The sequence below is a fragment of the Halobellus captivus genome (genome assembly GCF_003697845.1).
GTDB classification, from domain to species: Archaea; Halobacteriota; Halobacteria; order Halobacteriales; family Haloferacaceae; genus Halorubrum; species Halorubrum glutamatedens.
In genome coordinates this window covers 14,161-32,134 of sequence record NZ_RDQE01000009.1, presented here as the reverse complement: position 1 = coordinate 32,134, position 17,974 = coordinate 14,161, and the positions used below count along the sequence as shown (strand labels likewise).

Below are 17,974 nucleotides of genomic sequence, written 5' to 3'. Positions count from 1 at the left end.
AGTCGCTCACGACGAGACACCCCCGTCGACGTCGGCGGACCCCGACTCGTCGTCCGATCCCTCGGCCAGCGTCCCTCCGGCCATCAGGAGACCGAGGTCGGACTCCGTGACCTCCTCGGGGTCGACGACGTCGACGAACTCGCCCTCGTACATCACCGCGATGCGGTCGGAGAGCTTCTGTATCTCCTCGAGCTTCGAGGAGACCATCAAGATTCCGACGCCCTGATCACGGAGCTCCATCAGCCGCTCGTGGATGAACTCGATCGATCCGATGTCGACGCCGCGCGTCGGATGCGACGCGACGAGGACGTCCGGGTCGTGGCCGATCTCGCGGCCGACGATGAACTTCTGCTGGTTCCCGCCGGAGAGCGAATCGGCGTCCGTCTCCGGGTTCGGCGGCTGAACGTCGTACTCCTCGATGACGTCCGCGGCGTGTTCCTCGATCGCCTCCCAGTTCAGGATCCCGTTCTCGGCGTACGGTTCGATCGTCTGATTGCCGAGGAGGGCGTTTCGCTGGAGGCTGTACTCCTGGACGAGCCCCTCGGTCTGACGGTCCTCGGGAATGTAGGCGATCCCGTCCTCGATCCGGTCGCGGCGGCTCCGGTCCGCGATGTCGGTCCCGCCCAGTCGGACGACGCCGTCGTCCGGCCGACGCAGGCCAGTGATGCCCTCGATGAGCTCGCTCTGTCCGTTCCCCTGAACGCCCGCGATGCCGAGGATCTCGCCCTCGTGAACGGTGAGATCGACGCCCTCGACCCGTTCGCGGCCGCGGTCGCCGACCACCCGGAGTTCCTCGACCTCGAGAACGGGAGCGCCCGTGCCGGGGTCACGCTCCAGTCGATCGAAGAGGACCTCCCGGCCGACCATCATGCGGGCGAGATCGCTTTCGGTCGTCTCCGCGGCGGGAACCGTTCCCATCGCCTTCCCGTCCCGGAGAACGGTGATGTCGTCGGCTATCTCGAGCGCCTCGTCCAGCTTGTGCGAGATGAAGATCAGCGAGCGGCCGTCCTCGCGGAGGTCGTTCATGACCTCCATCAGGCCGTCGACCTCCTGGGGAGTGAGCACCGCGGTCGGCTCGTCGAGGATGAGGACCTCCGCGCCCCGATAGAGGCTCTTGACGATCTCAACGCGCTGTTGCGCGCCGAGGTCGAGTTCCTCGATCGGGGTGTCGAGCTCCCGGTCGATGTCGAACCCGTACCGGTCGCAGATCGCCTCGATCTCGGCGCGTGCGCTCGCCTCGTCGACGGTTCCGCCCTCGGTCGGCTCGTGGCCCAGAATGACGTTCTGGAGGACCGTCATCGGCTTCACCAGCTGGAAGTGCTGGTGGATCATGCCGATCCCGGCGTCCATCGCGTCACGTGGCGACTCGAACGTCCGCTCCTCGCCGTCGACGTGGATCGTTCCGTCGTTCTGGTCGTAGAGGCCGTACAGGACGCTCATCAGCGTCGTCTTACCCGAACCGTTCTCCCCGAGGAGGGCGTGGATCGACCCCTGCTCGAGCGTGAAGTCGACCGCGTCGTTGGCGACCACGTCGCCGAACCGCTTCGTGATCCCCTCGAGACGGACCGCAGGTGCGTTACGCGTCATCGTGTTCTCATGGTGGATTTTTATAAATCGGGACGGAACCGTGGGGAGTCGTTCAGCAGCTGGTCGGGCCGCAGGTCAGCTCGATCTCGTCGTTCTCGAACCCTTCCTTCGCGTCCTGGATGTTCTCGTTCAGCGCGTCGGGGAGTTCGCCCTCGAAGGCCTGGCCGACGACGAAGTCGATGCTGCCCTGTGCGACGGAGAGGTTCTGTTCGCCGACGTACTCGGAGAAGTTCCCGTTAACGACGGCCTCGGAGACGGTGTACGTCGCCTCGTTGAGCGCCTTGACGGCGGATCCGAGGATGACGTCCTGGTACTGCTCTTCGGCGACCGACTGGTCGACGTCGACCCCGAGCGCGAATCGCCCGTTGTCCTGTGCGGCCGAGAAGACGCCGCCGCCGGCCGCGGACGCGGCGTGCCAGACGATGTCGGCCCCGTCGTCGATCTGTGACTCGGCCACGTCGTTGGCCGCGCCCGTGTCGGAGAAGCTCCCGCCGTAGCCGGTTAGGACTTCGATACCGTCGTCGACCCATTCGACGCCCTCGATGTAGGACTGCTCGAACGCGTTGATGAGCGGGATGTCCTCGCCGCCGACGAAGCCGACCGTCGACCCGTCGGGGTCGGTGGAGCTGCCCTCGTACTCGAAGTCCTCCTGGGTCATCACGCCCGCGGCGACGCCCGCGAGGAACGACATCTCGTTGTTCATCTCGATCCAGCCCGAGACGTTGTCGGCGCCCTCGATGACGTTGTTGATGAGCATCCAGTTCTGGTCGGGATACTCCTCGGCGTTCGTCGACAGCGGGTCGGTGTGGTTGTCGCCGACGCAGATGATGAGGTCGTAGCCGCTCTCGGCGGTGTCGGCCTGAACGGACTCGTACTGTGCCTCCTGGGTCTCCTCGACCGTCGTGTACTCGAGATCGAACTCCTCGGACGCCTGTTCGAGTCCTTCGACCGCGTTGTCGTTGAACGCGTTGTCGTCGAAGCCGGCCGGGCTCGAGATGATCGCGACCTGCGTGGTGGAGCCGCCCGAGCCGCCGTCGTCGCTTCCGCCGCCCCCGCCGAGACACCCGGCGAAGACGGTGCCCGTCGCGAGCGCGCCGCCGGACGCGAGCAGCATCCGACGATCGATCCCGGACGTCCCGTCGACTTCCGCCTGTCTATCTGTCATGGATGTATCCTGTAATCTCGCATCGCACATTATAAATTTACTTATTAGTGAGTTGCTGTCTCCGTTCCGGTCGAACGAATTCGGTATAAAACATATTTGATATCGTTCATCACTCGTTTACACCACCAGTAGTACTCCGTAATTATAGGAGATACTCACCGAATCGGGATCTGGAATGTGTCAGTGGACATGACGGAAAACGTATGAATTTTCCCGATGTTTCGGCAGAACGGCGACCCTCGAGTCGACGCTCGAATTCTTTACTGACGGTCGATCTAACTCCATCTCGACCGATGTTTTTCGACTCACTTTCCGTAAATGACAGACTCGGATCGTTTCTAGTATCGATCCGTCGTCGATCGAACGGCCCAGCGAGGTGGAGCCGAGACGTCCCGCCGACCTCCCCGAGCGGCGAACCGTTTTTACCCTCGGCCTCGTAGGACGGCGTATGTACGTCCGCGACGCCAAGAACCGTGACGAGGCGTGGTTACTGGACGCGATCGAGCGATTGGGGCTCGACGACGTCGCCTTCCGGTCACGGGACTACGTGATCGCGGTCGACGAGGAGTCGGGTGACAGGGCCGGATTCGGGCGACTCCGGCTCCACCGGGGCGACGACGTGGAGCGGATCGAGCTCACCGGGATCGGCGTGCTCCCGGAGTGGCGGGGGCGGGGCGTCGGGGCACACGTCGTCGAGCGCCTCGTCGACACCGCGGCCGCCGAGGGGTTCGAGACGGTGTACGTGCTCACGGACCAGCCCGAGTACCTGACGCAGTTCGGCTTCGAGGCGGTCGACACCGACGACCTTCCGGCGGCGCTCTCGGACCGACTGACCGAGAAGCGCGAGTTCCTCGGCGGAGGCGTGGTCGGGCTCCACGTCGACGTCGACGACTTCGAGATGCCGGGTCGGCTCCGGGACGCGTTCAAGAACGCCGACGCCGGCGAGACCAGTGACGCCGACGGGGACGAAGGCGATACCGGGGAGCCCGCCGAATCCGCCGAGGACTTCGGGATCGACCCGGAATCCGCGACCTACAAGTACGACACCGGTCGGTGAACGGTACCGGCCGGGAACCGATGCCGGCCGGTGACCCGACCGCTTATCGGCCCGCCGGTCGAGTGACCGACATGGCAGTGAGCGACACGGACCTGATCGAGGCCGCCCGCGACGCGCTCGCGGACGCGCACGTCCCGTACTCCGAGTACCGCGTCGGTGCCGCGCTCCGGACCGCCGACGGGACCGTCTACACCGGCTGTAACATCGAGAACGCCAACTACTCCAACACCCTCCACGCCGAGGAGGTGGCGCTCGCCGAGGCGGTGAAGAACGGCCACCGGGAGTTCGACCGACTGGCCGTCGCCTCGGGCGTACGGGACGGCGTCACGCCCTGCGGGATGTGCCGACAGAGCCTCGCCGAGTTCGCGGACGACGACCTCCCGGTGGTCTGTGACGAGGGCGACGGCGAGACGAGCGAGTACACGCTCGGCGAACTGCTCCCGAACACGATCTCCGAAGGGACGCTCGATGACGCACGGAGTCCCTGAAAACGGGTCCGTCCCTCGATGCGGAACTACTTTTAAACGCCTCGCCGAAGGTCGAGGACATGACTGACGACATCGAGCGCTCGGCGGGCGACGCCGTCGGCGACAGCGAGGATCCGAACGACGAGGTCCAGTATCACGTCGAGGTCGGCACGGGCGACGTCGCCGACGCCGTGCTTCTCCCCGGGAACCCGGAGCGAGTCGACAAGATCACCGCGCTGTGGGACGACCACGAGGAGGTCGCCTCCCACCGCGAGTACCGCACCGCGACCGGGACGTACGAGGGTGCCCCCGTCTCGGTGACCTCCACGGGGATCGGGTCGCCGTCGGCGGCGATCGCCGTCGAGGAACTCGCCAGGGTCGGCGTCGGCACGTTCGTTCGGGTCGGTTCCTGCGGTGCCATCCAGCCCGGCATGGAGGTCGGCGATCTGGTGATCACGACCGGCGCGGTCCGCCAGGAGGGGACGAGCGACGAGTACGTTCGCGAGGACTATCCGGCGACCGCCGACGGGGAGGTCGTCTCCGCGCTCGTCGCCGCCGCCGAGCGGCTCGGCTACGACTACCACACCGGGATCACGATGAGCGCCGACTCCTTTTACGCCGGACAGGGTCGTCCGGGGTTCGAGGGGTTCGAGGCGGCCGGCTCCGACGAGCTGGTCGCGGCGCTTCGGGACGCGAACGTGAAGAACATCGAGATGGAGGCGTCGGCGATCCTCACGATCGCGAACGTGTACGGCCTGCGCGCGGGCGCCGTCTGTTCGGTGTACGCCAACCGGGTCACCGGCGAGTTCCGAACCGAGGGCGAGTCGCGGGCGGCCGAAACCGCGAGCCTCGCGGTGAAGCTCCTCGCGCGCATGGACGAGATCAAACGCGAGGCCGGTGCCGACCGCTGGCACGCCGGGCTCTCGCTCTGAGCGAGCGGGAAGGGCGCCGGGATCTCCCCGCGGCTCCACGTGAGAGCGGTTCCAAAGCGTCTTTACCCGCGGACCGCGGATCGGCATCCATGACAACTCAGGTCGTCGTCGTCGGCTCCGGATACGCCGGTGCCGGGGCAGTGAAGGCGTTCGAAGACGAGGTCGGCGAAGGTGAGGCGGAACTCACCTGGGTCTCGGAACACGACTACCACCTCGTCTTACACGAGGTCCACCGCGCGATCCGGAACCCCGCCGTCGAGGACAGCATCACCATCCCCGTCGGCGAGATCATGTCCGAGGACGGCGAGTTCGTTCAGGGCCGCGTCGTCGACGTCGACACGGAGGACCGGGTCGTCGAGACCGACGACGGCGAGGCCGTCGAGTACGACTACCTGCTCTTAGCGATCGGCTCCACCACCGCCTTCTTCGGCATCGACGGCCTGAAGGAGCACGCCCACCAGCTCAAGAGCCTGGCCGACGCGCGGGCGATCCACGAGGACGTCCGCGAGGCGGCGGGGAACGCGACCCGCTCCGAGCCCGCCACCGTCATCGTCGGCGGCGCGGGGCTCTCGGGGATCCAGACCGCCGGCGAGATCGCGGAGTACCGCGACAAACACCGGGCTCCCCTCGACATCAAACTCGTCGAGGGGTTGGACGAGGTGTTCCCCGGCAACGACCCGCAGATCCAGGGCGCGCTCCGCCAGCGACTCGAGGACGCGGACGTGGAGATCCTCACCGGCGACTTCATCTCGAAGGCCGACGAGGACGCGGTGTACCTCGGCGGCGGCGAGGACGAGGAGCCGGAGGAACTGGCCTACGACGTGTTGATCTGGACCGGCGGGATCACCGGCCAGGCGGAGCTCGACGCGGTCGACGTCGAGAAGGACGACCGATCGAACCGCGTGTTCGCGGAGTCCGACTTCACCACGAGCGACGACCGCGTGTTCGCCATCGGCGACACCGCCCTGGTCGACCAGGGCGGTGACGACGTCGCCCCGCCGACCGCCCAGGCCGCCTGGCAGGCCGCGGAGGTCGCCGGCGACAACCTCGCGCGAGCGGCCCGCGGCGCGCCGCTCCAGTCGTGGCAACACGAGGACAAGGGAACCGTGATCTCCGTGGGCGAGGAGGCGGTCGCCCACGACGTGGTCGGGATGCCGATCAAGACGTTCGGCGGGACCCCGGCGAAGCTGCTGAAGAAGGCGATCGCCTCGCGCTGGATCGCGAAGGTCTCCTCGACCGGACGCGGCATCGGCGCGTTCGGCGATATGTAACCGGCCGCCTTTCACTTCCACTTTTCCGCTCTCAGAAATCTGACACTTTCGTCATCACCGGGACGCTTGCGTTCCGGTTAGCAGTCAGAACGCAGAGTGTTCTGACGACATTGCCGGAAGTCGGAAACTTCCGGCTAGCGGCCGTGGTATTCTGTCAACGTCACGAAAGAGCTCCGGTCTTTCGAACGACTTCGCTCGCGGATGCTCGTACCGATCTAGATGAACTGTGAAGCCACTCTCATCCCGGTGAGATCGTGATGTAGGAATTATCTGGTGGTATTATGTGTGGAGCACAACGTTTTGTACGGGATCGATGACTGAGAGCGAACACCGGTATCAGCAGTTGATTCGGACGTCGCCCGCTCCGATCAATCTGTTTGACGCCTCGGGAGAGGTGATCTGGGGGAACGATGCCGTTGTAACGCTCCTCGATCTCGAATCCAGAGAGGAACTCGTCGGCCGGTCGATCTTCGAGTTCATTCACCCTGATGATCGATATACCGCCGAGGAGGAGTTGACGGCGGTCGTCGAAGAGAAGATCTCGACCGGCCCGACGACGCTGAAACTCGAACGGGACGACGGCGAGATACGGAAGATTCGGGTGGCGACAGCCCCGGGTCGCTATGCCGGGCGCGATATCGGGCAGGCCGTCGTCATCGATGTGACGGAGCTCAACCGGATCCAAGAGGAACTCAAGCGCGAGCGGACCTTCATCGAGAAGGCCCTGAACGGACTCGATGACGTGTTCTACGTCGTCGACACCGCGGGAGCTCTTGAACGGTGGAACGATGCGCTCACCGAAGTCTCCGGCTACAGCGAGGAGGAGGTGCGCGAGATGGACGTCGAGGAGTTCTTCGTCGCCGACGATGTCGAGCGCGTCTCGACGTCGATCTCACGAACGTTCGCTGAAGGCTCCGCCATGCTCGAGGCAACAGTTCGTACCAAGCGCGGGACGAAGATACCCTTCGAGTTCCGCAAGCAGCGCCTGAGCATCGACGACACCGTCATCGGGATCGTGGGCATCGGACGCGATATTTCGCATCGACGAACACGAGAACAACACCTCCAAGCCGTGGATCTGCTTCTCCAACACCAGCTGCGGAACCAGATGAACGTCATCCAAGGCCGGGTAAGCCTGCTCCAGGAACAGCTCGCGGATCCCGCCAACGAACACATCAAAAAGTTGTATGCCGCGACCAACGAGGTGCTCTCGAACTTCGACCACCACCGGCACCTCATCACGCAATTAACGGAGATTACGACCTCGGAACACGTTGACATCGCGGCGATACTCGACGCCCTCGTCGCGGAGTGTCGTGACGGGAATCCGGAGGCCACCGTCATCCAAGACGTTCCTGACACGGCGATGGTTGAGGTGACACCCGCCATCGAACAGGCCCTGCGTGGACTCTTCTGGACCGTCATCGAGCACGCGGAGACGGATACGCAGACTCTCGAGATCGAACTCGAGGAGACGGAGACGTCTGTCCGAATTACGATCACCACGATCGGCCCACCGATTCCGGAAATAGAGTATGCGTTCATGGATGATCCGACCGCTCTCAAATCGACCGCTCACCCCTCGAAACTCAGCCTTTGGTCGGTCTATATCGCGGTCACGGAATCCGGAGGCACCTTGACGATCGATGAGCGGGACGAACGGGGAAACGTCATTACGATCGATCTACCGACGACACCCTCGAAGTGGAAATGATCCCGTTCATGAACTAGTAGAGCAGGAATTCTCGGACCCCGTTCGATAGCGAAGGTACACAAACGAACCATCGGATAAACGGGAATAGAGTGTCATCGAACGGTTAGCATACTTGTATTGCTCCTCGAGGATCGCTCAATACAGGTGAGCAACGAGCGATCGCGGTGGTGTGCCTGCGAGCGCTCGAAAGAGCGCGAGCAGTCCGCGAGGCTGGGGAGGTGTGAGGTACGGTTGCGGGGACGGTTCGACGAGAGCATTCACGGATCGATCGGAGACGATGCCAGCATACGCCGAGCACGGCGGAACGTTTACCGTCGGCAAGGCGACAGCCGAGCCGGCGGCTTTTACCCTCCAGGATTTTCGAGGAATGGTTCCCGAAGCGAACGCAGGTTCAGTGTGCCGCTTCGCCGGCGGGTGCGTGCATGTCGTCGATCCGGAGGATGAGGACGTTCGCGGTGTCGTCCTTGCCGTCGACGGTCCCCTCGATGAGCAGCTTCGAGAGCGGCGTGGGCCCGACCGTCACCGAGTCGCCCTCGTGGAAGCCACGTACCGAGCCCTGGACGTGGATCTCCGCCCGACAGAGTTCGGGGTGGTGAACGCTCGAGAGGTCGATCCCGTCGACGTTCACGCCGTCGACGGTCTCGCCCTCGTGTTTGATCGGGACGTGTGCGGGCTCGTCCATCCGCTGGATGTCGAGCGCCTCGTAGGCGTTCGACGTCGGTTTGTAGCCGCCCTTCGGGCCCGGGACGCCCTCGACGAGCTGGAGTGCCTTCAGGCTCTGCATCTGGTTCCGGATGGTCCCCGGGTTGCGGTCGACCTCCTCGGCGATCGCTTCCCCCTTGACGGCGTCCTCCTCCTCCCCGTAGAGGTTGATGAGCGCCGAGAGGATGCTTTTCTGGCTCGACGTGAGTTCGATCGATGACATGGATCCGAGTAGATGGCGACCCCGCATAAAGGCGATGGAAGTCACTTATAAACGTGGTCGAGATCGGCGGGGCGCTTCGTTCGCCCTACGGGCGTTCAGCCGTAGAGCTGCCGGTATCGGAAGTACGCCGCGGGGCTCGCGAACACGACGAGGAGACCGATCGCGACGAGAACGAACCCGACGTCGCCGAGGAGGACGAGCAGCGCGAAGCCGACGAACGCGATCACGGACCCGGTGAACGCGACGGCGATCACCGCCCCGGCCGGACCGATGTCCTCCGGATCGACGGGTCCCGGCTCGCGGTCGCTTCCGTCCGTGTCCTTCCCGCCCATACGGGTTCGTTCGGCGGCGACGAGGAAACCGTGACGGATCCGGACGTTCGTGGACGGCCGTTCGTTCGTCAGTGGCGTTTCGTTCGTGAGTCCGACGTGTCGCGGATTCGTCTCTTGCGAGTTCGGGTCCTCGAGACACGGTTTCCCGTGGCTCCCGTTCTCCGCGGATCCGTTCCTTTCAAGCGGTGGGGGGTTCCCCTACCGATATGACGAGAGTCGAGATCATCGGCGCGCCGACCGACTACGGAGCCAACCGACGCGGGGTCGACATGGGACCGTCCGCGATCCGCTACGGCGGGCTCGCGGACGAGCTGGCGGGCGCGGGCGTCGACGTCGTCGACGCGGGCGACCTCTCGGTGCCCCGTGCCGAGGAGCGGGACCCGGACACGGACGCCCCGTCGGAGGGCGACGCGAAGTTCCTCCACGAGGTCGCCGACGTCTGCAGGCGCCTCGCCGACGAGGTGGAGGGGACGCTCGCCGAGGGGACGGTCCCGCTGGCGCTCGGCGGCGACCACTCGATCGCGATCGGATCCCTCGTCGGGGCCGCCCGCGACGCCGACATCGGCGCGGTGTGGTTCGACGCCCACGCCGATCTCAACACCCCGTCGACGACGCCCTCGGGCAACGTCCACGGGATGCCGCTCGCGGCCGCGCTCGGGATAGGCGAGTTCGCGGACACCCCGTGGGCGAACGCGTCCGGGCTCGACCCGGAGAACGTCGCGCTCGTCGGGCTCCGATCGGTCGACGGCGCGGAGGTCGAACTCCTGCGCGAGCACGGTTTCACCGCCTACACGATGTCCGACATCGACGAGCAGGGGATCACGGACGTGACGGAAGACGCGCTCGAGGCCGCCTCGTCGGGCGTCGACGGCGTCCACGTCAGCCTCGACCTCGATTGGCTCGACCCCAAGGAGGCACCGGGCGTCGGGACGCCGGTCCGCGGCGGGGTCACCTACCGGGAGGCCCACAGCGCGATGGAGATCGTCGACGACGCCGACTGCCTCCGATCGATGGAGCTCGTCGAGGTGAACCCGACGCTCGACCAGCACAACGAGACGGCGGAGCTGGCGACGGAACTGGCCGCCAGCGCGTTCGGCAAGCGCGTGATCTGAGGGTCCTTTCGGTACCGCTCGACCGTCGTTTCCGGAGCGTGAAACGATCCGATCCACCACGATTATGTGTCAGTCTCGGAGATCGCATCCATGGATCCCAGACGTCTCGTCGGCGCGCTCGTCATCAGCCTGACCGGGGTGGGATTGGCGGCGATCGCGGTTCGCGGGTTCGCGACCGGGACCACCGGAGTCGTCGACGCGGTCGTCACCGGCGTGACGCTACTGTTCGGCGTCGCGTTCACGGTCACGGGACCGTTGGCGTACCGGACCGATGTCGAGTCGGGACACCTCCTCCGGATCGCGGGCTGGAACGTCCTGGGAGTGGTGGCCACGAGTGCCGTCCTGGTGTTGGTGTACTCCTTCCAAGTCGACGCCGGCGCGAGCGTGGCCGAACCGCTCGTCTCGGGCGCGATAATCGTCGGCGTGAGCGCGTTCGCCCACGTCCTGATCGGGTTCAACGACGTGCGGCGGATCCGCGCGCGGCGGCTCGTGAAACAACAACAGAAGGCGGCGGTGATGAACCGGTTCGTTCGACACGACCTGCGACACGCCGCCCAACTGCTGATCGGGTACGGCGAACAGCTCTCCGCGGACGCCGGGAGCGACGCGGGCGGAACCGGGAACGGAGGCGACGGAGCCGACGGCGAGAGGGAGTCGGCCCACGACCTCGGCCGACGGATCGCGGAGATCGGTTCGGACCTCGGCGACACGCAGTCGAAGATCCGCGTCTTCGACGACGTCCTCGAGCGGGACGACGAGCGAACGGCGGTCGACGTCCCGGAGGTACTCGAGGATGGACGCGACGGCTGGGCGGAGGAGCATCCCGACGGAACCCTCGAGACCGACTTCGACGGGGAGTGTTCCGTCTCGGCCAGCGACCACGTGGACACGGCGCTCGCGGAGCTCATCGACAACGCGTTCGAGCACGGCGGCGACCCGCCCGCGGTGACCGTTCGCGGGGAGCGAACCGACGGGACCGTCCGCATCGACGTGCTCGACAACGGGGACGGTTTCCCCGACGACGAGATGGCGCTCATCAACGAGGACCGCACGGAGACGCAGCTTCAACACAGCAGCGGGCTCGGGCTGTGGCTCGCCAAGTGGGTGATCGAACACTACGACGGGAGCCTGTCACTCGGACGGCGGGGCGACGCCGACGGCGGGGTCGTCACGGTCCGATTGCCCGCGGCCTAGGCCGGATCGGACGGCTGTTCGTCCGTTCTTCCGTCCGCGGTCGTCCCGTATCGACCGACCCGGAGGAACGCGACAGCAGGTCAGTCGACGAGCCACCTGCGATCCGCCAACGGTCTGCTTCGGGGTCTTCGTCTCCCGTCCCGTCGTTCGTTCCCCGTCTCCCGTCCCGCGGTTCCTCTTCGTTTGCTCCCTCCCGTTCCCCTTCGTTCGCTTCCTCTGGTTCCTTCGCTCCCCCTCGTTCCTCTTCGTTCACTCCCCGTGTTCGACCGTCGCCCCCAGCTCCGCCATCGTCTCGAAGAACGTCGGGAACGAGACGTCGACGTGTTCGCCGCCGCGGATCGTGGTCGTTCCCTCCGCCGCGAGCCCCGCCACCGCGAGCGCCATCACGATCCGGTGGTCGGCCCGGCCGTCGACGGTCGCGCCGCGGAGGTCGCTCTCCGAGCCGTGGACGATCAGGACGTCCGGCTCCTCGGTCGTCGCCGCGCCGAGCCGCTCGAGCTCCTCGGCCATCGCCGAGACCCGGTCGGTCTCCTTGTAGCGGACGTGCTCGCAGTTCACGATCCGGGTGTCGCCGTCGGCGACCGCGCCGAGCGCTGCGATCGTGGGGAGCAGGTCGGGCGTATCGCCCACGTCGACCTCGACGCCGGAGAGCGCCGAGCGCTCGACCGTGATGACGCCCGCCTCGCGGTCCCAGTCGATGGCCGCGCCCATCCGCTCCGCGACGTCGACGATGGCGGCGTCACCCTGTGCGCTCGGTCGGGCTCCCTCGATCCGGACCGCGCCGTCGGGGGCGGCGGCGACCGCGCCCGCGGCGACGAGATAGGAGATCGACGAGAAGTCGCCGGGGACCTCGTATCGCCCGCTTTCCGGAGAATACGTCTGGCCGCCGGGGACGACGAACCCCTCCGCGCCGTCGGCGGTCTCGCTGCCGACCGGCTCGGCGGTGATCCCGAAGTCGGCGAGGAGTTCGAGCGTGATGTCGACGTAAGGCGCGGACTTGAGCTCCGTCGTCAGCGACACCTCGATCCCGTCGTCGGTGACCGCTCCGGCCATCAACAGGGCGGTGACGTACTGCGAGGAGACGTCGCCGGGGATCGCCACCTCCCCGCCCGAGAGCGGCCCGAAGACGACGAGGGGGGCCTGCCCGTTGCCGCGGGTCGATTCGGCGCGGACGCCGAGGTCGGAGAGGGCCTCGAGCAGCGGTCCCTGCGGACGCGAGCGAAGCGACGAGTCGCCGGTGAGGACGGTGCCGCCGTCGCCGAGCGCGGCGGTTCCGGTCACGAGGCGGGTCGTGGTCCCCGAGTTCCCGCAGTCGATGACGTCGTCGGGGACCGCCGGTCGGCCGTCGAAGCCGTCGACGGCGAGGGCGTCCTGATCGGGAACCCAGTCCTCGGGAGCGGGATCGACGGAGCCGCCGTAGGCGGTCACGGCGCGGGCGGTCGCTCGCGTGTCGGCCGAGACGAGCGGAGAGGCCACCGTCGCGCCGTCGCTGTACCCTGCCGCGAGCAGCGCGCGGTGCGTGTAGCTCTTCGAGGGCGGCGCACGAGCCGTCCCTTCGACCGCGGATCTGCTGACGTGAACGTCCATGTCGTCCCCTGTCGCGCGCGTCGGTAAGTGGGTACCGAATGCGATTCGTAACCACGAGAACACGTGTCCCGATAAGAGTTCGTTCGTAACACGGTCGCACGGAGCCTGCGAGCCGCTTATCTCTCTCCCGGCCGTACGTGCCGGCGTGTTCATCGGCCACGCGCTGCTCGCGTTCGCCCTCGCGGCCCTCCTCGCGGACCGACTGGGCTGGTCCGCCGACCGCGCGCTGGCGATCGGTGCGGTCGCCGGCGCGTTCGCCGCCCTCCCCGACGTCGACATGGCGTACGCGGCGGTCGCGATCGATCTCGGGAGCCTCTCCGCGGAGTCGCTGGCCCGGCCGAGCACGCTCTGGGACGCCACCCGCGAGGTCCATCGCGCGCTGACCCACTCGCTCGTCGTGTCCGTCCTTGCCGGCGGCGCGTTCGGCCTCTGGGCGATCGCGTGGGACCGCAGACGGTCGGTTCGGGCGATCGGATCGGTCCTCTCCGTCGCCGTGCTGGCCGCGCTCGTCGCGGTCGCTTCCGCGCAGAACGGCATGCTCGGGCTGGTGGTTCTCGGGACGTTCGTCATCGGCGGACTCGCGATCGCGACGCTCGCTCGACTACGGACCGACCTCTCCGGGCGGGCCGTCGCGGCCGCGGCCGTCTTCGGGCTGCTCTCGCATCCGTGGGGCGATCTCGTCACCGGCGAGCCGCCGAAGCTGTTCTACCCCTTCGCCGTCCGCCTCCTCGACGGGCGGGTGCTGCTCCACGGCGACCCGACGGTACACCTGCTCGGTGCGTTCGCGCTCGAGCTGGCCGCCATCTGGCTCGCGGCGGTCGCGGTCGCCACCGTCACGGGCCGCTCGTGGCGGAAGGCGATCGATCCGCGCGCCGCGGCCGGTCTGGCCTACGGCGTCGCCGCCGTCCTCATGACGCCGCCCACGCTCGAGGTCTCGTATCACTTCGTGTTCTCGATCCTCGCCGTCGGCGTCGTCTGCGGCGGATTATCCCTGACGCCCGGTTCGACCGGATGGCGGAGGTGGGCGGTCGGGTGGCGGAGCCGGATGGCGGGGCGGCGAAGGTGGACGCCCGGGATACCGAATTCACGGGGAGTCATCTCCGGATTCTCGCTTCCGGGCAGAGACGAGTTACGCCGACGGATCACCGTCCCGCCGTCGGCGCTCGCGCTTACGTTCACCGCGCTCGCCGGAGTCACGGCCGCGTTAGTCGGATACGCGGCCGTGTACGTCGTTGCCGACTTCCTCTGAGAACGATCCGATCCAACCCGATCCGACCCGATCTCTGGACGATCCCGATCAGATCTCGGGAGGCTCGTCGCGGCCGATGACGATCACCTGGCCCTCGACGTCCTCCAACGCGGCGACGCGACCGCCGATCTCGACCGGGCCGTCGTCGGTCTCGACGACGAGCGAGGCGACCTCCTCCGTGTCCTCGAACGCGACGTCGACCACTCGACCCCGGACCGTGACGGACCGTCCCGTTTCGATGTCGCGGCCCTCGACCGTCGCGTAGAACCGGTCGCCGTCGAACTCGCGGACGTCCTTGACCGCCCGCCGGATCGAGGCGTACCGGCGCGGGAACGGTCGGGCCTTTCCGTTCGAGGCAAGCGTCTCCGCTGTGGTCCAGAGGACGGTCCCGAAGAACCCGGAGACGAGGAACCCGAGCGCGGAGCGGTTGAAGATGACGCCGTACCGCTCGCGGTCGTCACGGAGGGCGTCCTGCGTCGCGTAGACGGAGTACTCCCCGTCGCCCACCGCGAGGACCGGGGTGGTTATTCCTCGACGTGCGCGCGCGATGGTCGCGACGTCGAGGTAGTCGAACTCCTCGGGGTCGGGCGCGCGGGAGGTCGGGGTCACGAGGAGTTCGACGCTGACGCCGTTTTCGACCTTCCGTTTCAGCTCCTCGCGGAACCGCCGGAGGAGGTCGGGCGTGAGCGAGACGGCGAGCTCGTACTCCGCGCCGGTAATCACCTCCTCGAGGTAGCGGAGGATCGTCGATCGGGACTTCACGAGCGACACCGCCTCGGTCTCGCGGGTCGGCGCGGTGTATCGTGCCTCGAGCTCGTCGACCATCTCCGTGAAGGACGAACGGAGTTCGTCGAACGCGTCGTCCGGATCGACGGCCACGATCTTCATCGGGCGTGACTCGCGAAGCTCGACGAGCCCGCGGTCCGCGAGGCTCCGCACCGTGTCGTACACCCGCGGCTGTGGGATCTCGGTCCGGTCGGCGATCTCGCTCGCGGTCAACTCGCCGTGTTCCAACACCGCGAGGTACGCGTCGATCTCGTACTCTCCCAGGTTGAATCGGTCCCCGACGTGATCGAGCGTCGCCCGGAGATCGTCTGCCATGGTCGGCTCGACGGTCCCATCCGGTATAGCTTTTTACTATGAGATGAGTTGTACGCGATTCCGGAGATGAGTCCGTCCGCGACGGCGTGAACGACGGATCACATGTACATCCGGTCGTAGCTTCCCTCCGGTTCGCGCTCCTCGATCCGTTCCGCGAGGTCCTCGTAGTGACGACGGATCTCGGCCGCGAACGCCTCGAGAGGGCCGGCATCCACGTCGAGTTCGTAGAGGTCGGTCACCGTCTCGACGAGCCTGACCGCCGCCTCGACGTCGGGAGCCTGGGCGTGGACCGGCGTGACGAACAGCCCGACGCCGAGCGGCGAGTCCATGCCGCGGTCGAGCAGCGCGGCGTTCACACCGTCGAGGAACCCCGACTCCATCGGCGGGACGTCCGCGTCCACGAGCCGGGTCTCCCGGTAGTCGTCGGTAGCGATGTAGAACGTCCGGTGGGCGTCGGGGCCGTGCGGGATCGGAACCCCGGAGAGGACGGCGATCTCGTCGACGTCGTTCGTGGCCGTCCAGTCGAGGATCGATCTCGCGATCGACTCGCCGAGGACCGGAGGAACGAACTGCTCGGCGACGAGGAGAGTCACGTCGACGTCGTCCGCGGAGTACAGTCGGGTCGGGTGACGCGGTCGACCCTTCTCGAAGGGTGTGATGGAGGGGAGGCCCTCCGCGATGACGTGCCCGCGGACCTCCAGCTCGAGGTGTTCGATCAGGTAGTCGACGGCCGTGAGCCCGGCGAGGCCGTACGCCGAGAATCCCGCGATGAGCGTCTCGCTCGGTGACGAATCGTGGGTGACGCTGAACGTCGGGAGGCGATCGGTCGACCCACGTAGAGGGGCAGGAGAACCGCGAGGATCGTCGATGTTCCCGGTTCGGCCGGATGTGTCATCGGGTCGGGCGGGCGTGTCCCCGGTTCGGTCGGGCGTATCGTCGGGTCGGGCGGGTGGATCGCTGGCGTCACGCATACCGGGACTTCGACGGGACCGGTGTTAGGATTTCCCACATCGATTTCGGTCGTCCGGAAGTCGGTACCACGGTCGCTTGCGATGCCATACGGTTTCCGTCTCCGCGGAGGAAACGCTTTTTCGGATGGACGACGCGGTGGAGGTATGGCACAATCGGCGGGGACCGCCCCGATCGTCGAGTGGTCCTCGTGGCTCGCCGCGATCCCGGGGGTCCGGTTGCTCGTCGTCGTCCTGTCCGTCGTCGTCGGCGCGGCGCTCGCGCGGGTCATCGTGCGGGTCATCGGTCGACCGGTCGCCAGGCGATTCTCGCGACAGAGCGTCGCACAGACCGTCGTCCGCGGCGTTCGTGTCGGCACGATCGTGGCCTCGTTCCTCACCGGTCTCTGGGTGGTCGGGTTCCAGTTCACCGACCTCCTGATCGGGACCGCCGTCCTCTCCGCGGTGGTCGGTATAATCCTCGCGCCGCTGGTCGGGAACTTCATCAACGGCGTGTTCGTGCTCGCGGACCAGCCGTTCGAGATCGGCGACATGGTCGAACTGGACGACGGGACCCAAGGGTTCGTCGAGGACATCACCATCCGATACACGAAGATATTCACCCTCGACAACACGTTTCGCGTCGTTCCGAACGGCGCGATGCGCGAGCGCGACGTGACGAACTACTCCGCCGAGGACGAGCGGACCCGTCGGAGCATCGATGTACTCGTCACCTACGAGTGCGACGTGACGGAGGCCCGCCGACTGATCGAGCGCGCCGCCCGGGACTGTGAGGCGGTCATCGACGGCGGGCCGGACATCCGGATCGGCGTGGCCCGCTACACCGCGAGCCCGGACTGCCGGATCCACGAGTTCGGCGACGACGGCGTCCTGTTGCGGCTTCGCTACTGGGTGAAGAAACCGTACAAGCTCGGGAAGGTCCAGTCCGACGTGAACATCCGGATCCGCGAGCGGCTCGCCGACGCCGACGTGGAGATGGCGTACCCGCACCGGCACCTCGTCTTCGACGACACCTCCGGCGTCGCCGAGGTCGGCGTCCGGGAGAGCGACGACGATCCCGACGTGGCGACCGGGCCCATGGTCCGGACCGACGAGTTCGACGACGCCACCGAAGAGGCCCCGACCGACGGACCGGTCGACGAGCCGACCGGGAGCGACGTCGACGCCGATGTCGATCGGGGCGGTCTCACCGGGGACGAGACGTCGGATCTCGACGAGCGTCCGGATCGGGACGAGCGGGAACGACCGTGACACGTCCGAAACCCTCCAGACTTCGGAAACCCTCCAGACTTCGGAAACCCTCCAGACTTCGG

16 protein-coding genes are annotated in these 17,974 nt (G+C 66.8%); 9 read left to right on the top strand and 7 right to left on the bottom strand.

Annotated elements, in window-relative coordinates:
• Positions 1-6 precede the first annotated feature (6 nt).
• Both EAO78_RS11310 and EAO78_RS11305 read right to left on the bottom strand, forming a co-directional pair.
• A complete protein-coding gene (locus EAO78_RS11310) occupies positions 7-1,587 on the bottom strand; it encodes an ABC transporter ATP-binding protein (RefSeq protein WP_122105948.1) in 1,581 nt (526 codons plus the stop codon).
• Positions 1,588-1,639: 52 nt separating this feature from the next.
• Positions 1,640-2,752 carry a BMP family lipoprotein gene (locus tag EAO78_RS11305; RefSeq protein WP_122105947.1) on the bottom strand — a complete coding sequence of 371 codons (1,113 nt, stop codon included), beginning with the start codon at positions 2,750-2,752 and terminating at the stop codon, positions 1,640-1,642.
• Between the two features lie 448 nt (positions 2,753-3,200).
• On the opposite strand from EAO78_RS11305, the gene EAO78_RS11300 reads away from it, so the two are divergent.
• The 5 genes from EAO78_RS11300 (at position 3,201) to EAO78_RS11280 (ending at position 8,193) form a co-directional block, all read left to right on the top strand.
• Positions 3,201-3,809 carry a GNAT family N-acetyltransferase gene (locus tag EAO78_RS11300; protein WP_122105946.1) on the top strand — a complete coding sequence of 203 codons (609 nt, stop codon included), beginning with the start codon at positions 3,201-3,203 and terminating at the stop codon, positions 3,807-3,809.
• A gap of 71 nt (positions 3,810-3,880) precedes the next feature.
• The gene (gene cdd, locus EAO78_RS11295; protein ID WP_122105945.1) at positions 3,881-4,297 is read left to right on the top strand and encodes a cytidine deaminase; all 417 of its coding nucleotides are present in this window, start codon (positions 3,881-3,883) and stop codon (positions 4,295-4,297) included.
• A gap of 59 nt (positions 4,298-4,356) precedes the next feature.
• The gene (locus tag EAO78_RS11290) at positions 4,357-5,208 is read left to right on the top strand and encodes a nucleoside phosphorylase (protein ID WP_122105944.1); all 852 of its coding nucleotides are present in this window, start codon (positions 4,357-4,359) and stop codon (positions 5,206-5,208) included.
• Positions 5,209-5,297: 89 nt separating this feature from the next.
• Positions 5,298-6,479 (top strand): NAD(P)/FAD-dependent oxidoreductase, encoded by a 1,182-nt coding sequence (locus EAO78_RS11285; protein WP_122105943.1) that lies wholly within the window; start codon positions 5,298-5,300, stop codon positions 6,477-6,479.
• Positions 6,480-6,792: 313 nt separating this feature from the next.
• Positions 6,793-8,193: a PAS domain S-box protein gene (locus EAO78_RS11280; protein ID WP_122105942.1), complete on the top strand. Its 1,401-nt coding sequence runs from the start codon at positions 6,793-6,795 to the stop codon at positions 8,191-8,193.
• Between the two features lie 391 nt (positions 8,194-8,584).
• Here EAO78_RS11280 and EAO78_RS11275 read toward each other — a convergent pair whose 3' ends face one another.
• The gene (locus EAO78_RS11275; protein ID WP_122105941.1) at positions 8,585-9,118 is read right to left on the bottom strand and encodes an Rrf2 family transcriptional regulator; all 534 of its coding nucleotides are present in this window, start codon (positions 9,116-9,118) and stop codon (positions 8,585-8,587) included.
• A 95-nt stretch (positions 9,119-9,213) separates the two neighbouring features.
• Positions 9,214-9,450: a hypothetical protein gene (locus tag EAO78_RS11270; RefSeq protein WP_122105940.1), complete on the bottom strand. Its 237-nt coding sequence runs from the start codon at positions 9,448-9,450 to the stop codon at positions 9,214-9,216.
• A gap of 206 nt (positions 9,451-9,656) precedes the next feature.
• Here EAO78_RS11270 and rocF point away from each other — a divergent pair, with 206 nt between their 5' ends.
• Both rocF and EAO78_RS11260 read left to right on the top strand, forming a co-directional pair.
• The gene (rocF, locus tag EAO78_RS11265; RefSeq protein ID WP_122105939.1) at positions 9,657-10,562 is read left to right on the top strand and encodes an arginase; all 906 of its coding nucleotides are present in this window, start codon (positions 9,657-9,659) and stop codon (positions 10,560-10,562) included.
• Between the two features lie 90 nt (positions 10,563-10,652).
• Positions 10,653-11,756 (top strand): sensor histidine kinase, encoded by a 1,104-nt coding sequence (locus tag EAO78_RS11260; protein WP_122105938.1) that lies wholly within the window; start codon positions 10,653-10,655, stop codon positions 11,754-11,756.
• 249 nt (positions 11,757-12,005) lie between these two features.
• Here EAO78_RS11260 and aroA read toward each other — a convergent pair whose 3' ends face one another.
• Positions 12,006-13,343, bottom strand: coding sequence for a 3-phosphoshikimate 1-carboxyvinyltransferase (aroA, locus tag EAO78_RS11255; RefSeq protein WP_122105937.1), 1,338 nt, complete (start codon positions 13,341-13,343; stop codon positions 12,006-12,008).
• Positions 13,344-13,488: 145 nt separating this feature from the next.
• Between aroA and EAO78_RS11250 the strand changes: the two genes are divergently transcribed.
• A complete protein-coding gene (locus tag EAO78_RS11250; RefSeq protein ID WP_162498069.1) occupies positions 13,489-14,592 on the top strand; it encodes a metal-dependent hydrolase in 1,104 nt (367 codons plus the stop codon).
• A gap of 48 nt (positions 14,593-14,640) precedes the next feature.
• On the opposite strand, the gene trmB is transcribed toward EAO78_RS11250, so the two are convergent.
• The gene (gene trmB, locus EAO78_RS11245; RefSeq protein ID WP_122105935.1) at positions 14,641-15,693 is read right to left on the bottom strand and encodes an HTH-type sugar sensing transcriptional regulator TrmB; all 1,053 of its coding nucleotides are present in this window, start codon (positions 15,691-15,693) and stop codon (positions 14,641-14,643) included.
• Positions 15,694-15,791: 98 nt separating this feature from the next.
• Positions 15,792-16,664, bottom strand: a complete 873-nt coding sequence (locus EAO78_RS11240) for a proteasome assembly chaperone family protein (RefSeq protein WP_122105934.1) — start codon at positions 16,662-16,664, stop codon at positions 15,792-15,794.
• A gap of 144 nt (positions 16,665-16,808) precedes the next feature.
• On the opposite strand from EAO78_RS11240, the gene EAO78_RS11235 reads away from it, so the two are divergent.
• Positions 16,809-17,912, top strand: a complete 1,104-nt coding sequence (locus EAO78_RS11235) for a mechanosensitive ion channel family protein (RefSeq protein WP_122105933.1) — start codon at positions 16,809-16,811, stop codon at positions 17,910-17,912.
• Positions 17,913-17,974: the final 62 nt, after the last annotated feature.